This is a genomic window from Kitasatospora cystarginea (assembly GCF_039533515.1).
GTDB classification, from domain to species: domain Bacteria; phylum Actinomycetota; class Actinomycetes; order Streptomycetales; family Streptomycetaceae; genus Kitasatospora; species Kitasatospora cystarginea.
In genome coordinates this window covers 23,006-37,894 of record NZ_BAAATR010000024.1, presented here as the reverse complement: position 1 = coordinate 37,894, position 14,889 = coordinate 23,006, and the positions used below count along the sequence as shown (strand labels likewise).

At 66.8% G+C, this 14,889-nt stretch carries 16 protein-coding genes; 11 read left to right on the top strand and 5 right to left on the bottom strand.

From position 1 onward, the window contains the following. Window positions 1–97: 97 nt before the first annotated feature. The 3 genes from ABD369_RS24340 to ABD369_RS24330 all read left to right on the top strand — a co-directional run bounded on the left by ABD369_RS24340 (window position 98) and on the right by ABD369_RS24330 (window position 3,660). Window positions 98–1,000 (top strand): DUF2637 domain-containing protein, encoded by a 903-nt coding sequence (locus ABD369_RS24340; RefSeq protein WP_344638657.1) that lies wholly within the window; start codon window positions 98–100, stop codon window positions 998–1,000. 365 nt (window positions 1,001–1,365) lie between these two features. Further along, window positions 1,366–1,935: a MobC family plasmid mobilization relaxosome protein gene (locus tag ABD369_RS24335; protein WP_344638656.1), complete on the top strand. Its 570-nt coding sequence runs from the start codon at window positions 1,366–1,368 to the stop codon at window positions 1,933–1,935. A gap of 6 nt (window positions 1,936–1,941) precedes the next feature. Continuing rightward, on the top strand, window positions 1,942–3,660 hold the full coding sequence (locus ABD369_RS24330; RefSeq protein ID WP_344638655.1) for a relaxase/mobilization nuclease domain-containing protein: 1,719 nt from the start codon (window positions 1,942–1,944) through the stop codon (window positions 3,658–3,660). Window positions 3,661–3,930: 270 nt separating this feature from the next. On the opposite strand, the gene ABD369_RS24325 is transcribed toward ABD369_RS24330, so the two are convergent. The 3 genes from ABD369_RS24325 to ABD369_RS24315 form a co-directional block, all read right to left on the bottom strand. Then, on the bottom strand, window positions 3,931–4,395 hold the full coding sequence (locus tag ABD369_RS24325) for a hypothetical protein (RefSeq protein ID WP_344638654.1): 465 nt from the start codon (window positions 4,393–4,395) through the stop codon (window positions 3,931–3,933). A gap of 86 nt (window positions 4,396–4,481) precedes the next feature. Beyond that, entirely contained in the window at window positions 4,482–4,808 is a 327-nt protein-coding gene (locus ABD369_RS24320) for a hypothetical protein (protein WP_344638653.1), read from the bottom strand. Between the two features lie 426 nt (window positions 4,809–5,234). Next, on the bottom strand, window positions 5,235–5,846 hold the full coding sequence (locus tag ABD369_RS24315) for an SMI1/KNR4 family protein (protein WP_344638652.1): 612 nt from the start codon (window positions 5,844–5,846) through the stop codon (window positions 5,235–5,237). Window positions 5,847–5,858: 12 nt separating this feature from the next. On the opposite strand from ABD369_RS24315, the gene ABD369_RS24310 reads away from it, so the two are divergent. The 3 genes from ABD369_RS24310 (at window position 5,859) to ABD369_RS24300 (ending at window position 8,157) form a co-directional block, all read left to right on the top strand. After that, window positions 5,859–6,482 (top strand): S1 RNA-binding domain-containing protein, encoded by a 624-nt coding sequence (locus tag ABD369_RS24310; protein ID WP_344638651.1) that lies wholly within the window; start codon window positions 5,859–5,861, stop codon window positions 6,480–6,482. Beyond that, window positions 6,479–7,018 (top strand): hypothetical protein, encoded by a 540-nt coding sequence (locus ABD369_RS24305; RefSeq protein WP_344638650.1) that lies wholly within the window; start codon window positions 6,479–6,481, stop codon window positions 7,016–7,018. The genes ABD369_RS24310 and ABD369_RS24305 overlap by 4 nt, the downstream gene beginning before the upstream one ends. Window positions 7,019–7,122: 104 nt before the next feature. Then, window positions 7,123–8,157, top strand: a complete 1,035-nt coding sequence (locus ABD369_RS24300; RefSeq protein WP_344638649.1) for a hypothetical protein — start codon at window positions 7,123–7,125, stop codon at window positions 8,155–8,157. 117 nt (window positions 8,158–8,274) lie between these two features. Here ABD369_RS24300 and ABD369_RS24295 read toward each other — a convergent pair whose 3' ends face one another. Continuing rightward, window positions 8,275–9,621, bottom strand: coding sequence for an NsdA family TPR-like regulatory protein (locus ABD369_RS24295; protein WP_344638648.1), 1,347 nt, complete (start codon window positions 9,619–9,621; stop codon window positions 8,275–8,277). Window positions 9,622–9,886: 265 nt separating this feature from the next. Here ABD369_RS24295 and ABD369_RS24290 point away from each other — a divergent pair, with 265 nt between their 5' ends. The 5 genes from ABD369_RS24290 to ABD369_RS24270 all read left to right on the top strand — a co-directional run bounded on the left by ABD369_RS24290 (window position 9,887) and on the right by ABD369_RS24270 (window position 13,238). Then, a complete protein-coding gene (locus tag ABD369_RS24290) occupies window positions 9,887–10,411 on the top strand; it encodes an ATP-binding protein (RefSeq protein WP_344638647.1) in 525 nt (174 codons plus the stop codon). A gap of 14 nt (window positions 10,412–10,425) precedes the next feature. Further along, the gene (gene amcB / locus ABD369_RS24285; protein WP_344638646.1) at window positions 10,426–11,568 is read left to right on the top strand and encodes a cyclophane-forming radical SAM peptide maturase AmcB; all 1,143 of its coding nucleotides are present in this window, start codon (window positions 10,426–10,428) and stop codon (window positions 11,566–11,568) included. Next, complete coding sequence (gene amcA / locus ABD369_RS24280; RefSeq protein WP_344638645.1) at window positions 11,565–11,735, top strand: multiple cyclophane-containing RiPP AmcA; 171 nt, start codon at window positions 11,565–11,567, stop codon at window positions 11,733–11,735. The genes amcB and amcA overlap by 4 nt, the downstream gene beginning before the upstream one ends. A gap of 73 nt (window positions 11,736–11,808) precedes the next feature. Continuing rightward, a complete protein-coding gene (locus tag ABD369_RS24275) occupies window positions 11,809–12,498 on the top strand; it encodes a pentapeptide repeat-containing protein (protein WP_344638644.1) in 690 nt (229 codons plus the stop codon). A gap of 23 nt (window positions 12,499–12,521) precedes the next feature. Then, the gene (locus ABD369_RS24270; protein ID WP_344638643.1) at window positions 12,522–13,238 is read left to right on the top strand and encodes a hypothetical protein; all 717 of its coding nucleotides are present in this window, start codon (window positions 12,522–12,524) and stop codon (window positions 13,236–13,238) included. On the opposite strand, the gene ABD369_RS24265 is transcribed toward ABD369_RS24270, so the two are convergent. Further along, window positions 13,239–14,885, bottom strand: coding sequence for a hypothetical protein (locus tag ABD369_RS24265; RefSeq protein ID WP_344638642.1), 1,647 nt, complete (start codon window positions 14,883–14,885; stop codon window positions 13,239–13,241). It abuts the gene before it with no gap. Window positions 14,886–14,889 lie beyond the last annotated feature (4 nt).

Below are 14,889 nucleotides of genomic sequence, written 5' to 3'. Positions count from 1 at the left end.
ACGCGCGTTCCCCTCATTAAGAGGGGGAACGCGTGCGCGCCCACCAAAGGGGCCCGTCCAAAGAGACCTCAAGTACCAACCCGGAGAACCGAAATCCATGTCCACGACCGCGCACCAGTCCACACCGAAGCCGACGCGCAGCCACGTCACCGGCTGGGACCACGCCGCCATCGGCCTCCTCGCCTTGGCCGGCTTCGCCCTCTCGTACGACGCCTTGCGGCAGACCGCGCAGGCGATCCACGTCCGAGGCCCGCTCACCTACGTGTACCCGCTGATCATCGACGGGTTCATCGCCTACAGCGTCCGTGCCTTGCTCATCCTGCGTACCGCGCCGCTGGGCGCCCGCGCCTACGTGTGGATCCTCTTCCTGTCCTCGACCACCGCCAGCGTCTGGGCCAACGTGCTGCATGCCGTCCTCCTCAACGAACAGGCCCTCGCCACGATCAACCGGCTGCACCTCGGCGACACCGCCGTCGGCATCCTCTCGATGATCGCCCCGCTCGCCCTCGCCGGAGCTGTCCACCTCGGCATCATCACCACGCGCCACACCACCAGCGCACCGACCATGGCCACCAGCACTGGCACTGCCACGGCGGACCGCAGCTCGACGGTCGAGGCGGCCTCCGTCGGAGACCTGCGGCACGCCGCCGTTTCTCCGGCTGATCGCCACACTGAGCCGCAGTCCGAGCCCGCCCCGCTCGACGATGTTGACCGGACTGAGCGGTCGGCCGCCGACGACACTTCCAGCGCGGACCGTGTGTCTGTCGCACCGCGCAAACGCACCGGGCGTCCTCCGGCGGCGACTATGGATCAGCTGCTGGCCATAGCGCGTCCCGCCGTTGCGGAGCACGGCATCAGCGTCGCGGTAGTCCAGAACGCCCTGCGCGACGCCAAGGTGCCGATCGGCAGCGAGCGTTTCACCAAGCTGATGAACCGCCTGCGCGACGAGCAGGTCGCTCCGCTGCCGGAGCGCGCCCGCGTGCGTCCAGCCGTCGACTGACTCATCGGCTCCAGCGAAGCCGCCCGCCACGCTCCGGCCGCACGGACGGGCGGCTCCCCGGAACCGCAACCGGGCCGCTCGTGCAAGCCCAACGAGGCGCCAGCCGAATTCCGCGAATCCGCCCCTCGCCCGGCTACACCGCGAACCCGCACCGGCAGCCTGCCACCGACCAACCCATGGAGAGGCCGACCGTGACCAAAGACCAGAACCTGACCGACAATGCTGGTGGGGGCTTCCACGGCCTTGCGAAGTCCATTACGCCGAAGGGCCTTTGGCAACGAGCGTTCGGAACTCGAACCCCTGGCGGAGCCAGTAGTACCACGAGTCCGACTCGTGGCCGGACTCGTGGAGTCTCCGCCCCAGGGGTGGCGGAGACGGCCCTGCGCGAGGGCGCGCAGGGCCAAGAAGCCGGGGCCGAGGGCGGCCCCGGCCCGGACAAGCTCCTCGCCGTTCAGAAAGAGATCCTTGAGGGTCTGCACCCGAACACGCTTGCTGACGACCGGAACCCGGCCGCTGACAAGAACGACACGAACAGCACTGAACTGAAGAACCGCCGGTTCACCGGCGTCAAGCGCGAGGAGCGCGTCGGACCTCTGCGGTTCGAGTCAGATGATGACGCGCGGCTGGAAGCGGCTGCCGTCGCCAACGGCTACCGGGGCGTGTCCGGCTTCGCCGCCGACATCGTCCTGGCCTTCATCGACGGCCGGTTCTTCATCGACCTGCCCTTGGCGGAAGAACGCCGACAGACGCACCAGTTCCGCGCCAAGGTCCTGCGCCTGCTCAGCGGCTACGCCAACAACGTGAACCAGATCGCCCGCGCCCTCAACGGCGGCTACGAGCCACCTGTGGACATTCTCCAAACCCTCGACGAACTGCACCGTCTCCTGGTGCAGATCGCGGAAGCCCTTCGCCATCCCGTCGACCAGGAGGTCTGATCCGCCGTGATCGCGCCCATCAAGAAGCCGGGCTCCAACACCCGCGGGCTGCTCGCCTACCTCTATGGACCCGGCCGACACGACGAGCACCGAGACCCGCACATCGTGGCAGGCTTCGCCACGCTCGGCGCGCCAGACCCCGGCCGTGACGAGACCGCTACCCTCACCCAGCTCGCCCGCTACCTGGACGAGCCCGTGCGCCTGCGCAACACCGAGCTCGGAAAGCCCGTCACCGACCATGTGTGGCACTGCCCCGTACGGGCCGCACCCGAGGACCGCTACCTCTCCGACGTCGAGTGGGCCGAGATCGCCGAGCGCATCGTCAGTGCCACCGGCATCGCCCCTGAAGGCGACGACCTCGCCTGCCGCTGGATCGCCGTACGGCACGCCGACGACCACATCCACATCCTCGCCACCACTGTCCGTGAGGACGGCCGCCGCCCCAAGCTCCACGACAGTGGCCGTCGCGCCGGCGCCGCGTGCCGCGAGATCGAGAAGGATTACGGCCTGCGCCAGCTCGGCACCGGCGACGGCACTGCCGAACGCCGCCCCACCCAGGCCGAGATGCACAAGGCCGCCCGCCTCGGCTGGGAACAGACGAGCCGCGAATGGCTCCAGGACCGCATCCGTGCCGCCGTCCCGCACGCCTCCGACGCCGAAGAACTCCTCGCCTACCTCCAGGCCGACGGCATCGAGGTCAAGATCCGCCGCCTCCCATCTGGGGACCTCCAGGGCTACTCCGTAGCCCGCCCCGGCGACCTGAAGGCCAACGGCACGCCGAACTACATCCCCGGCGGGAAGATTGCCCCCGACCTCTCGCTGCCCAAGCTCCAGGCCGTCCTCGAAGCCATCACCCCCGAGGAACACCCCACCGCCGACCGCAACCGGCCCGGCGGCCCGTGGCAGCGAGCCACTGACGCCCTCGACAGCTTCACCACCGACCATGACGGTGACGGGGGCGATGCTCGTGCCCAGGCCAGCATCACCGCACTCGGCGAACTGATCGAGGCCACGGCCCAGACCGCACCCGACCACCTGCGCGCCGAGCTACGAGCAGCAGCAAAGGCGTTCGCACGAGCCCAACGCTCCAAGATCCGCGCCGACCATGCCGCAGCAGCGGACCTTCGCACCGCTGCCCGCGACCTCGTGAGCGCCGGCAGCGGCAAGGACGGAAGCGCATTGGCCGTCCTGGTGGCCGCGCTCGTCTGGACCGCGATCCTCGCCCAGCGATGGCACCAGGCCCACGGCCACGTCCAGCAGGCCGAAGCCGCACGCAGGACCGTCCAGCACCTTGAGGCCGCCTACGACCACGCCGCCGCCGAACAACTCTCTGCGCTTGCCCACCGTCAGCCGAAGGAGCAGACCCGCAACACCCTCGCCGCCGATGTCCGCGCCGCCATCCCCGACCACGCCGAGCAGATCCTCAGCGACCCCAATTGGCCCGCCCTCGCCACCGTCCTCGCCGACGCCGAGGCCGGTGGCCACCAGCCCCACCAGCTCCTGAAGGAGGCCGCTTCCCGGCGCGAACTGACCACCGCCCGACTGCCCGCCAAGGTTCTCATCAGCCGCATCCAGCACATCAGCCGCAACCCCGCACCCAACCGCACCGCGGAAGCTGCCCGCATGCGGTCCCGAGCCGCAGCGGCACTGCCCCGGCAGCACGGCCCGCGGCCCGTAGCGGCACCCGCCCCTACAACGATCGACCAACAGCGTCGACGCAGGTAGAACTGCACGGATCTGGTGCCGGTTTGATGTCGTTTCCGGTGGTCGGGAACCTTCCCGACCACCGGACTCCTGTGTCGTCGCCGCATGTCCGGGGTGCACCGGGCAGGGCCGGCCAGCCACGTGTCCAGCCGGGCGCCGAGCTCGGTGTACGTGGTCCGACAGGTCGGTCATGCGCTCACCTCCGCACAGCCCACTTGCGCAGACGTACCTTGCACCGACCTGCCGCGCGCACGGGTGCTCGACAAGGACAGTGCGGTGGCCCTGCCGGTCTCAGGTTGGCTCCAGGCTCACCACCCACGCGGCGAAGCGTTTCCGTGCTCGATAGGCCGCCTGCCGACAGGCATTCGAGCAGTACCTCCTCGGGCGGCCACCGCGTGTTGTCGGGGGTGGGATCGCTGGCCGCTCGCAGTGCTCGCATGCCGTCAGCACTTCCCGCTCAATCTGTGCGACGAGGTCGCGAACGTGGGGCAGCCTCTGGCTCAGCGCCTCAAAGAGAGCAGCCGGACGCCCAACAGAGGTTATGTGCAGATTGAACCGTCCCGACCACCATTCGCTGGAGCGAGAGAACACCAGCCCTCGGTAATCGATCTGCCCCCGGTCGAGCATGTCGACGGACACGGAGTCGTACTCCGGCCCCACAGCGGACCAGTCCGTGGCCGGTTGGAGATCAAACCGCTCCTCCAGCTTGCGCCGTGAGACCGTCCCGGCAGCCATGCCCCGGATGATGCTCTCCACCCGCCTCAGAGTGGCCGGGTCGAGCTCGGTGTCCTCCACTCCTGCCTTGAGCGGCGTCGGATCGCGAAACGGCCCACGCTTCCGGTTCACTCGCGCCCCCCGAACACCTCGTACGTGCTGTCGTCGACCTGCTGTCCCCTCAGCAGCGAGGGCTGCCCCTCCTCCACGGCTCGCACCGACTCCTGCGTCCCGACCGACACGTTCGATCCTGCCAGCCTGAACCGCGGGATGTAGTCGTGCAGTGCCTGAATGATGCCCTGAAGCTCGGCCAAGACCATCGTCACCTCGGCGGGACGGGCCTTACGGATGGCGATCCACGCGATGAAGCCGATGAGCACAACAAGCAGCCCAACGACACACACGGCCACCAGCCCGATCACCACGGCGGCGGCAAGCGCCGAATCGAAGTTCAACTTCCCTCCCCAAATGAAAAAAGCCCCCGCAGGGGCGGGGGCTGTCACAGGATGTCTGGTGGACTCGTAGTCGCTCTCGAGCAACAAAAAAGGCCCCGTCCACTGGACGGGGCTTCCACCACATCAGGACGCACTCCTGCGCCTGACGACGTCTATCTTCTCGAAGAGTTGACTGGAAGTCAAAGCGAGGTCCCAGGTCAGACGGCTACACGCAATCCGTTTTCTCCGTTCGGTTTCGTAACGTGCCTCGTCCGCGCCGGATGGCTGGCGGCCGCGCGCGAGCTTGGTGACGTGGACTCCTCGCCGATGGCTTGATCCCGGACGGCCTCGGTGGTCTCCACCGTTTAGGCCAGGACCTCCGACAGCTCGACGTCGGACGGATCCGTATGGGAGGTGCCAGCCGTGCGCATGACCATGGCGCAGGTATCAGAACGAATTCCGATGGGAGGCAGGTTCGCCCGTGACCGGATCCAGCCCCGCCTGCCACCGCATCTGCTCAAGTCGCCAGTGGACGAACCGGGGCGGAACGCCGAACAATCCCGCACCGAGGCTGAGTGGCCATGTCTCGAACTCGCGGAGGCAGAGGCACCGCAGAAACTCGGCCATGCCGAAGGGGTGGACCTGGAAGATCGGATCCGACCGGCGGCAGACGACCACCGGCCAGCGGTCGGGATCGCTGTCCGAGGTCAACCAGCAGAGGATGTCGGGACCGGACGTGACGCCCCAGGCCAGAAGGTCCAGCGGATCGACGTCAAGAGCGGCGTGTCCGCCCTCGCGCTTCCACGCGAAGCGGACGTTCGCCGTCTCCACCGGGATGGTGCCGGGATCCGCGAATCCCTCCTCGGAGGGGGCCATCGGCAGGAGGACGCCAGCCTCGCCATCGATCCCGCCCCCGCCATAGACGGCCATGAATGCCTTGTAGTCGGTCGGTAGATGTACACCCAGATCAGCCTCAACGGCCGGCCAGTCGATCTCCTCGTCGCAGCCGTACTCCGCCGGCATCACCCGCATCAGCGCCGCGACCTTCGGGTGCTCCACAACGCTCCCTCCATGTTGGTGACCATCCCCCGGGCTGTCCGCCGGGACGAACCCATCCTGAATCGAGGCGAAGCCTGTCATGATCCGACTATGACCGAATACTCCTGGCCCGATTGGGGGAGCGACAGAGACCATGGTGCCCGCATAGCAGCCGCCTGGCCCGACACCCTCCGGAAGCTGCCCCTCGGCACTCCGGTCACCGGCAAGGTCATCGGTCGCCAGCGCTTCGGTGTCTTCGTCGCCATCGACAACCACCCCGACGCAGTCGGACTCGCCGAGATCACGGCTATGCCCCGATGCACGGAGCTCCCACACGTCGGCGACCGCGTCACCGGGCACGTCCTCTGGCACGCCGACCACAACCACCAGGTGAAGATCCAGCTCACCGAATGGGCCGAGCACGCAGACCTGCTGCTCCCCTACCCCGACAAGATCGGCCAGGCCGTCACGGGCCACGTCACCAAACTCGCGCCGATCGGCGCTTTCGTGCGCATCGCCGACTGCATCGAGGGACTCGTCCGTCCGGAACGACTTTCCAACGTAACCGTCATGGAAAGACAGGAACTGACGGTCACCACCCTCGGCGTCGATCTCGAACGACCCCGAATCTCCCTTTCTGCCACGGAGCGACGTTGAGCGGCGAAGCAGCTATGGACCAATCACTTCATGCCCATAGCTTCTGGAAAATCGAAGGCATCGAGGCCTTCATTGCCGACCTTCGGCCTGGTCAGCAGCTGGAACAGATCCGGGAGGTTGCCCAGTCCCATGCCTATCGCTCCGACGAGCCACGACACGTCCGCCTCCGCTGGGCCAAGGCGTCCCTGACAGCCAACAAGCGGCTGCACGACGGCCGGCCGTGGCAGCGGGCTCGAATGCTCAGCCAAGACTTCGGGCTTCGCACCTGGGTCATCGAACATCTCGGTCCCGACACCGATCCGGACTGGAACCCGGACGTCCTGGCCAAGGACACCCTCGGAGCGCTTTCGCTCGACCCCCGCCGGGCCGAAGCAGAATCGGCAACCTGGCGGGACCTACCGATCGAGCAGATTGGTGAACTACGCCGTCACAAGAACCTCACGGCTCACGTCGCCAGACTGGTCCCCAGCTTGCAGCCCGGACCGATCAAAGATCAACTCACCGCCTGGGCATCAGTACACGAGTGCCTACCCTGACCTGACACCATGCCCGGTCCGGCCAGCCATCCCCTACGTCAAGAATGTCAGCGCGTTCGGCTACGGTCTGCTGCACCGACCGCTCAGTCGCTCGAAGGACATCCATGGCTCGTACGACACCCTCGCGCCCGGCGGACATCGTCGCAGTGTTTCCCGAACTCGCGCCGCTGGCCCGGCAGACCGTGCGGCTCCACCCCCGGTCCGGCATGCCCACGGCTTACGACAGCTCCGTTGGAGGTCCACTGCTGTGGCCGGCCGACGAACCATGGCCGGTTTGCACCGAGGAGCACTGCAGCTGGGTCCTGCCGACATCTCTGGGCGGGGTCCGGCGGAGTCGGCAACTGCGGGCCGTCGCCGGGCGCAGACCACAGCAGCCCGGCGCGGGCACGCTGACGCCCGAAGAACGCGAACTTCTGGCCGCTATCGAACAAACGCATGAGTGGACCGATGAGCCGAACGCGTTGCTTCCGGTCGCGCAGCTCTACATGCGCGACGTTCCCGGCCTGCGCGGGCCGGAGGGCACTGATGTGCTTCAGGTCCTGTGGTGTCCGCTCGACCACACCGAGCACTTCATGCCGAAGGCCCGCCTGGTGTGGCGGAGCTCCCAGGCAGTCGAGGTTCTGCTGGCCAGCCCACCCGAGCCCGTTCATGTTGACCACATGGGCAACTATGTCCCCGAGCCGTGCGCGCTGCACCCCGAGGTGGTGACCGAGTACCCTGCGCCCTACGAGCTGGACGATGAACTCCGCGAACGGATCTGGGATTGGGGCAGCCGGGTGAAGGCGGTTGCCGAGCCTGACCACCCGTACCCGGATGAGCACGAGGCCTACTACCAGTACGAGTTGTCGGTGGCTCCAGGCTGGAAGGTCGGCGGGTGGGAGCCCTGGAGCTTCAGCGACCCCCGCCGCATCCCTTGCCGTACGTGCAAAGTGCCGATGGTGCCGCTGCTGACCATCGCGTCGGGCGAATGGGACGCTGGCAACCACAGCTGGATCCCCGTCGAGGACCAGGTATCCCTCGCCGAGCCCCACGGGAAGCGCCCCAGCAACGATCCCAGGGTGCGCATTCCCCGCGAGAACATGCAGATCTACATCTGCCCGGTCTCCTTCGACCATCCCCACGCCGAGAACATGCAGTGAGGCCCTGACTCCAGTACCTACCCCTTGACCGGCTCGCATGCTGGCCGCCGTACCCCTACACCCCGCCCAAGTTGCGGATGGCCCTGTGGCTCAGGAGGGTCGGATCAGGTTTATGGCTCAGGCTGCCATCGCAGGAAGGGATTTGAGCCGGTCGCGGAACTCGTCGACGGCCGGTTCAGAGTAGTGGGGCTTGAGGTAACCCTCGAACTTCTTGAGTCGGTCGACCGCACGTACGGACTGGACGCTGCCTTCAAGCAGCGTGAGGCCGTGATTGGCCGCGTCCAGCGCGCCGTCAAGGTCCCTGCCGGCGAGGCGGGCGGTGGCCAGGCGGCCGGAGCGAACAGCCTGGTCTCGTGGAACGGCCTGGTCGATGGAAGTGGCGAGCGCGTCGGTAGCCCGGTCGACCTGGCCCGAGCGGAGCATGATCTTGCCTTCGGTCGAACGGAGTTGGGCATATCCGTACCAGGCGAGCCAGGTCGGCATCTCGTCCTTGCCGTGGCGCTCCCACAGGTCGAACGCTCGGTTGAGCGCCGTACTGGCTTGGCCGTGCTGGCCGTTCCGGGAGAGGCTCTCGGCGTGGTGCAGTTCCAGGTAGCTGTGGACTCCCGGCGAGGTATTGCCCGGCGCGTTGTCCAGGGCGGTCTCGATCAGGCCGACGCGCTCGGTCGGCTTGCCGCCCTCGGAGAGGTGGACGCCCATCTCGGCAAGGAGGAACGCGCCTAGGACACCGTTGCCAGCCGTTTGGGCGGCCCGCAGTGCACCGACGTAGTGCTGCTGACCGGCGGAGCGCAGGCCGGCGTCGTAGGCCATCCAGCCGGTGAGGTAGGAGACCTCGGCCGCCAGGTTGTAGAGGCGGGCGGCCACCGTGTCGGTGTAGCGGCCGTGCTGCAGGAGGCCCGTGACCAGCGAGAGGTCGGCGCGGGCCTGTTCGAGAAGCCGGGCACCGCCCATCTGGTCGTCCAGCGTCCTCAGGGTGGCGACTCGGGCTTCGAGCGTGTCGGCCATCTGGTCGGTGACCTGATCGCCGCCGAGGGCCTCGGCGAACGCGGTCGGGGCGGCGACCCAGCTCGCCGCAACGGTGGCCATGGCGGCCCCTGTGATGGTGAGAAACCCGCGACGATCCATGCGCCCACTCCCGACCAAATCTACGAGTACATCCACGGTACCCGTAGGTGTCCAGGGCGCCGTGATGCCCGTCACCTCCCACACCGGGAGCCAGCGCGGCCAGGGGCTCTCCCGGATGGACCGGGGCTCGACACCCAGCATGTCAGCGAGGACCAACTGAGCATCAGGTTCTGGTTCCTGCCCGCGCTCCCACTTCCACACCAGCGTCCGGTTGGTCGCCAGGGGGATGCCCATCCGCTTGCCGTGGTCCTGCATCAGGCCGGCGAACTTGTTCTTTCCCCACCCGTGTCGCTGCAGCAGATAGGTGAGTGGATGGATCGCCAGAAGATCTGAGCGCATGTCATCTCCCGCCTCGGTAAAGGCCCATCGTGAGCGTACTGCTACCCGCTGTGCCGGGTCAGCGCATGAAGGGAAACCCCTGAGAAACCTTCCGGCGTGGGCACTGGGGCCGGGAGGCTGTTCAAGCCGCCCGGTCGGGTCGGGAAGCAGCCCTGCTGCTCCTCCACCCACCACGGGTGTGCCCGCGAACGGCGGCACCGTCCACCGATCAGTTCGTTCCCGGTGGCCGGTGCCGCTCTCCAAACCGCCCAAGGAGAGCACAGCCATGTCCGTGCACAGCCGCTCGTTCTTCCTGGTTCGCGATCCTGCCAACGCCGCTCCGGGGCGGCGGCGGATCCGTACCCTGATCGTCGGCTGGGGGATCCGGCTGGACGATGACACCCGCACCAGCCTCGACGTCGTCTCGTCGGAGCTGATCACCAACGCCATCCGGCACTCGGACAGTGTGACGCTCACTGTCGGCGTGCATGCCGACCCCCAGCGTGGCCGAGTCCTGATCGAGGTCTACGACGCCTCGGTGATCCTTCCGCGCGCACGCCAGGCACGGCCCGACGAGGAAGCCGGGCGGGGCATGCTCCTGGTCCAGCGCCTCGCGCTCTCTCACGGTGCCGAGCGCACCGAGAGAGGTAAGCGCGTGTGGGCCGAGTTGGCCTTGCCTGAACAGGCCACGACCCGACGCCAGCTCCTCGCGCGACCGCACCGAGCTGGCGGTCACCTTCTTCGGCGCCTCCGGAGCGTCCCTCCTGCGGGGCCCTGGCACAGGCGCCCGCGAACCGCGCTTGCCACCTGATGAGAGGCCATCTGATGAGCGAACCGCGCCGCTATGACCGCTACCTCGCCCGGCGGCCCCAGACCGTGGTCGTCCAGCCGACCAGCTTCTGCAACCTCGACTGTGCCTACTGCTATCTGCCACACCGAGACCGCCGGGACCACATGACGGTCGAGGTCGCAAGCGCCGTGGCACGCTCTGTCACTGAGTTCGCCGACCGCGACCGGCACCGCCCGCTGGAGATCGTCTGGCACGCGGGCGAGCCGCTGGCGCTGGGCGTCCACCGCTTCGGCGAGCTGGTCGCCCCGTTCGAGCCGCTGCGGCAGGCCGGCCTTGTCCACCACTACGTGCAGACCAACGCAACGCTGGTCACCGACGCCTGGTGCGAGTTCCTCACTGCGTACCAGTTCCGGGTCGGCGTCAGCATCGACGGTCCGGCCGCCCTCAACGCCCAGCGCGTTGACCGCAAAGGGAAGCCCGCCTTCGACCGGATCACAAAGGGGGTCGTTCGGCTGCGCGAGGCGGGCATCGCCTTCTCGGTGATCTCGGTGATCACGGCCGAAAGTGTTGGCCAGCCAGGGGAGTTGCTCGACTTCCTCGCCAGCCTCGGGTGCCACACCATCGGCATCAACATCGAGGAGACCGAGGGCGTCAACCTCACCCGGCCCATGCCAACCGTGGATCAGGCACGGCAGTTCTGGCGCCGCACTATCGCCTGGAGCCGCTGCAACCCTGCCCCGTCCGTGCGCGAGCTGGCCCGCCTCGGCAACTATCTCCACGCCAAACGGACGGGGCAGAAAGCCAGCAGGGACACCTTCTTGATCGACCCCATCCCCACCATCTCCACCACCGGCGACGTGGTGCTGCTCTCGCCCGAACTCGCGGGCATTGCGGCACCCGCCTACGACGACTTCCGGGCCGGAAACGTCCTGCAGCAGTCGCTGGCGTCCATACTCGACGACGCCGACCAACTGCGGTACGTCGATGAGTTCCTCACCGGCCTGGAGAAGTGCGAGGCCACCTGTCAGTTCTTCGACTTCTGCCGGGGAGCGCAGGCCGGCAATCGCTACTTCGAGAACGGCCGCCTGGATACCACGGAAACGAACTACTGCCGTGTGTCAAGGCAGGCCCTGATCACCGCACTGTCCGATACCGTCCGAGAGGAGCAAGCAGCATGACCGTCCTCGAACTTCTGGCCGCCAGCGATGCCCCGGTGGTCGCCGACCTGACCGCCGGCCACCGGCCCGCGAACGCGGGCGCCGGGTTCGACAACCGGCCCACGTGGGACAACGCCGGATCGTCGTTCGACAACCGGCCGACCTGGGACAACTGGAACAACAAGTAGCACCCGGCACAGCCCCGGGCCCGCACCAGCCGGGTGCGGGCCCGGGCCCCGAGCAACAGAGCGGAGCAAACCTGTGGACAGCATCACTCTCGGCCGTGTCACCGTGACCCTTCCCAAGCTCCACGAACCCGGCCTGTACCTGTCCAACGTCAGTACGCTCGACTCCAACCGGGGCATCCTCCAGGACTTCCAGTACGCCGACGCCGATCTGCGCGACCTCGACCTGGCCGACATCCGGCTCATCACCGGGCGCATCGCCGGCCTGCGGGCCTCGCGCGTCCAGTTCAGCGGGATGCGCCTGGACTCCGTCGACTTCGACAGCAGCGACCTCGGCTCCGCCGACTGGAGCGACAGCAAGCTCTCCCGCGTTGCCTTCCGCAACTGCAAGCTCATGGGCGCGACCCTCACGGGCCTGACCCTCGACAACGTCTTGTTCGAGAACTGCAAACTCGACTACACGACCTTCGACGGCATCCGCGCCACCGGCCCGGTCGTCTTCTCCAAGTGCATCCTGAGCGAGGCCGTCTTCACCAACTGCGACTTGACCAAGGTCGTCCTCGACGCCTGCACCCTCCAGCTCACCGAATTCGGACGCGGCAAGTACCAGGGCCTGGACTTGCGCGGTAACGACCTCACGGCCGTGCGGGGCGTCGCCCAGCTGGCCAAGGTCGTCATCGACCGCCCGCAGCAGGCTGAGCTCGCCGCGGCCCTGATGGCAGAGCTGGACGTCACGTACGGGGACACGCTCGACGACGGCCGATAGACCGATCCCGAGGAGGACTCGGCATGCACCTGAGCATCGCGTTCCACGACCTCGCCGCCCTGCAGGAGCGGTGCGAGGTCAGCGGCGTCCGGATCACCCGGGCAGAGCCCGAGTACGAGAACGGCGCCGTCGTCCCGGCCGGGCCCTGGCAGCCGATCAGCGAAGCGCTCGCCACTCACCTCAGGGCGACCGACCAGACGAGCGACAGCTGCCTGGTCGAGATGGTCAAGCTCCGGCACACCGATACCACCGAGATGCTCGCCGAGCTTGCCGACCCGCTCGGCGACCCCGACGCCACCTACCTTGGCCAGGCCGCCAGCCCGGCCAAGGCCCTCACCACCACCGACAACTACCGGGACGGCCGGCGCATCGGCCTGCACGTCGACAACTGGGACAAGCTCCGCTACGCCGAAAAGCACCAGGGCCGCCGACGCCTCTGCCTCAACCTCGGCCCCGGCGCCCGATACATCCTGCTCGGCGACATCGACATCCAGGCCATCTGCCGCACTGTCCACGACGACTACGAACACCGCTACCCGCACACCGACGACCTCCGCACCTACGTCGCCCGGCACAAACCGCTGCGCTGCTTCCGCATCCGCCTCGCACCCGGCGAGGGGTACATCGCCCCGACCGAGCTGCTGCCGCACGACGGTTCCACCGAAGACCAGCCGGAGCCATCAACCGCAGCCTTCTGGCTCGGCCACTGGCCACGCAGTGTCCTGCCCAGCCTGATCTAATTAGCCGTCGAGAAGCAATTTTTCGCTGCGTCGTGCACCGTCGGGTAGAGCAAGAATATCAGTGCGGTCAGCTGCGAGAGTCCTGATCATTCGGATCGCGATCTCCATCGCCTCGAAACAGAGGGGATACTCCTCCTGCTTGAGGTTCCGGTTTCCATGCACGACTTTGCTGCGAAGCCCGTAGATTTTCGCAAGGGTATCTCGCAACCCGGCTCGCGCCTCGGTATTCTCCTCCAGAAGCTTCGCGATGCACATGGTCACGCGGAATGTAGGCTCGCCTTGTTGCGTGCCGAATACGTTTTCCCACGCGATGACTGAGTCGATGAGCACATCAGACGGCTCGCGTCGTTCGGCGATCGCCCGAAGGATGCGGCTCAGGGCAAGATCCAGTTTGGCAGCCGGGTCAGTTAGCCGCCCGTACCACTTTTCCCAGGCCGCAACCTCATCTTGGGTGAGAAGCATCGGCATGATGCCCGTCCCCTGTCGAGGGTCGTTCCACGAGATATTTGGACCAGCACTGAGTGGGTCCTCGATATAGTTCCAGGTTTGCACAAGCTGAGCCCGCGAATCGCGATCCACCGCGAGCATGAGACTAAATCGCAGTCGGGTGACCATTTGCGCGAGTTCGGGCGGGGGAAGCATGTCAGAAGGCCAGTCGCCTGGTAGTTCTTCCGATCTAACCACCTTGGCCCGGTAGTTTAGCCGGTACTCAAGCAGAACGTCGCCATCGTAGTTAATGATCGTGGTCTCGCCGGAAGGGTTCGTTCCGGTGAGCTGCGCCCGCAGAGATTCTGGGGCGTATTCTCGATCCTTGTCAGTCACAGCTCGCATGAGTGCCGGGCCCACCTTGAACTGCGTCTGCGGTGGGAGCAAGACGCCCGCGAATGCTACACGCGCAGTTGTCTTCTCCGGCTTCTTGGTGAATGCGGCTCTTGCCAGTTGCAACGCGAGCAGCACCTCGGCCGCAAAGCGCCCCGGGTTGACGGGACCGCCTTGGAGCCTTCTCCAGGCGTAGCTGATGAGGGTGCTCGCGAGCATTGAGAGCTGAGGGCTGCCGCCCTGTCCAGTGCTCCTGAATAGCTGACGTCTGGCCTCTGGCTGCTCAGATTCCTCAGCGAATACGCTTCCAAGCAGAGAGTCGGCAAGAACTGCCTCGCGGAACTCCTGGGCTTTCGGATGTGCGAGAAGTACCCGCACTGCATTAATTGGAAGCATCCAACGCATGCCTGGGTACAGTTCTTCATCGCGCGGAAGCAAGAGGGCTGGGTATGCCTCTAGTGCGAGTTCCATCAGCGGACCGTCGACGGGATCAGTAGTAGGCGAATCCACCTCGGCACCAACAGTTCTCATTCGCCAAGAACGCGCTACTGTCCGACCGTCTCCACCCAGTTGACTCACAATGAAACCGAGCACCTGGTTGGTGGGCAGTTCGGCGAAATTCTCTGCAATGTGCTTGCGGAGCTCCACCAATTCATTAGCGAGACTGATTTGGGGGTCTGTGAGCGCCGCGTCGCCAGTCAGGAGGGAGCCTAGATTATCTTCGTCAACAGCCAGAGAGTAGGCCACCAGGGCGGTTCCTACTCCTTCGCTCAACCACGAGAAGGCGGAGAGGTCAACGCCTTGCGGTGAAGCTTGCGAGTCCGTCATGGCA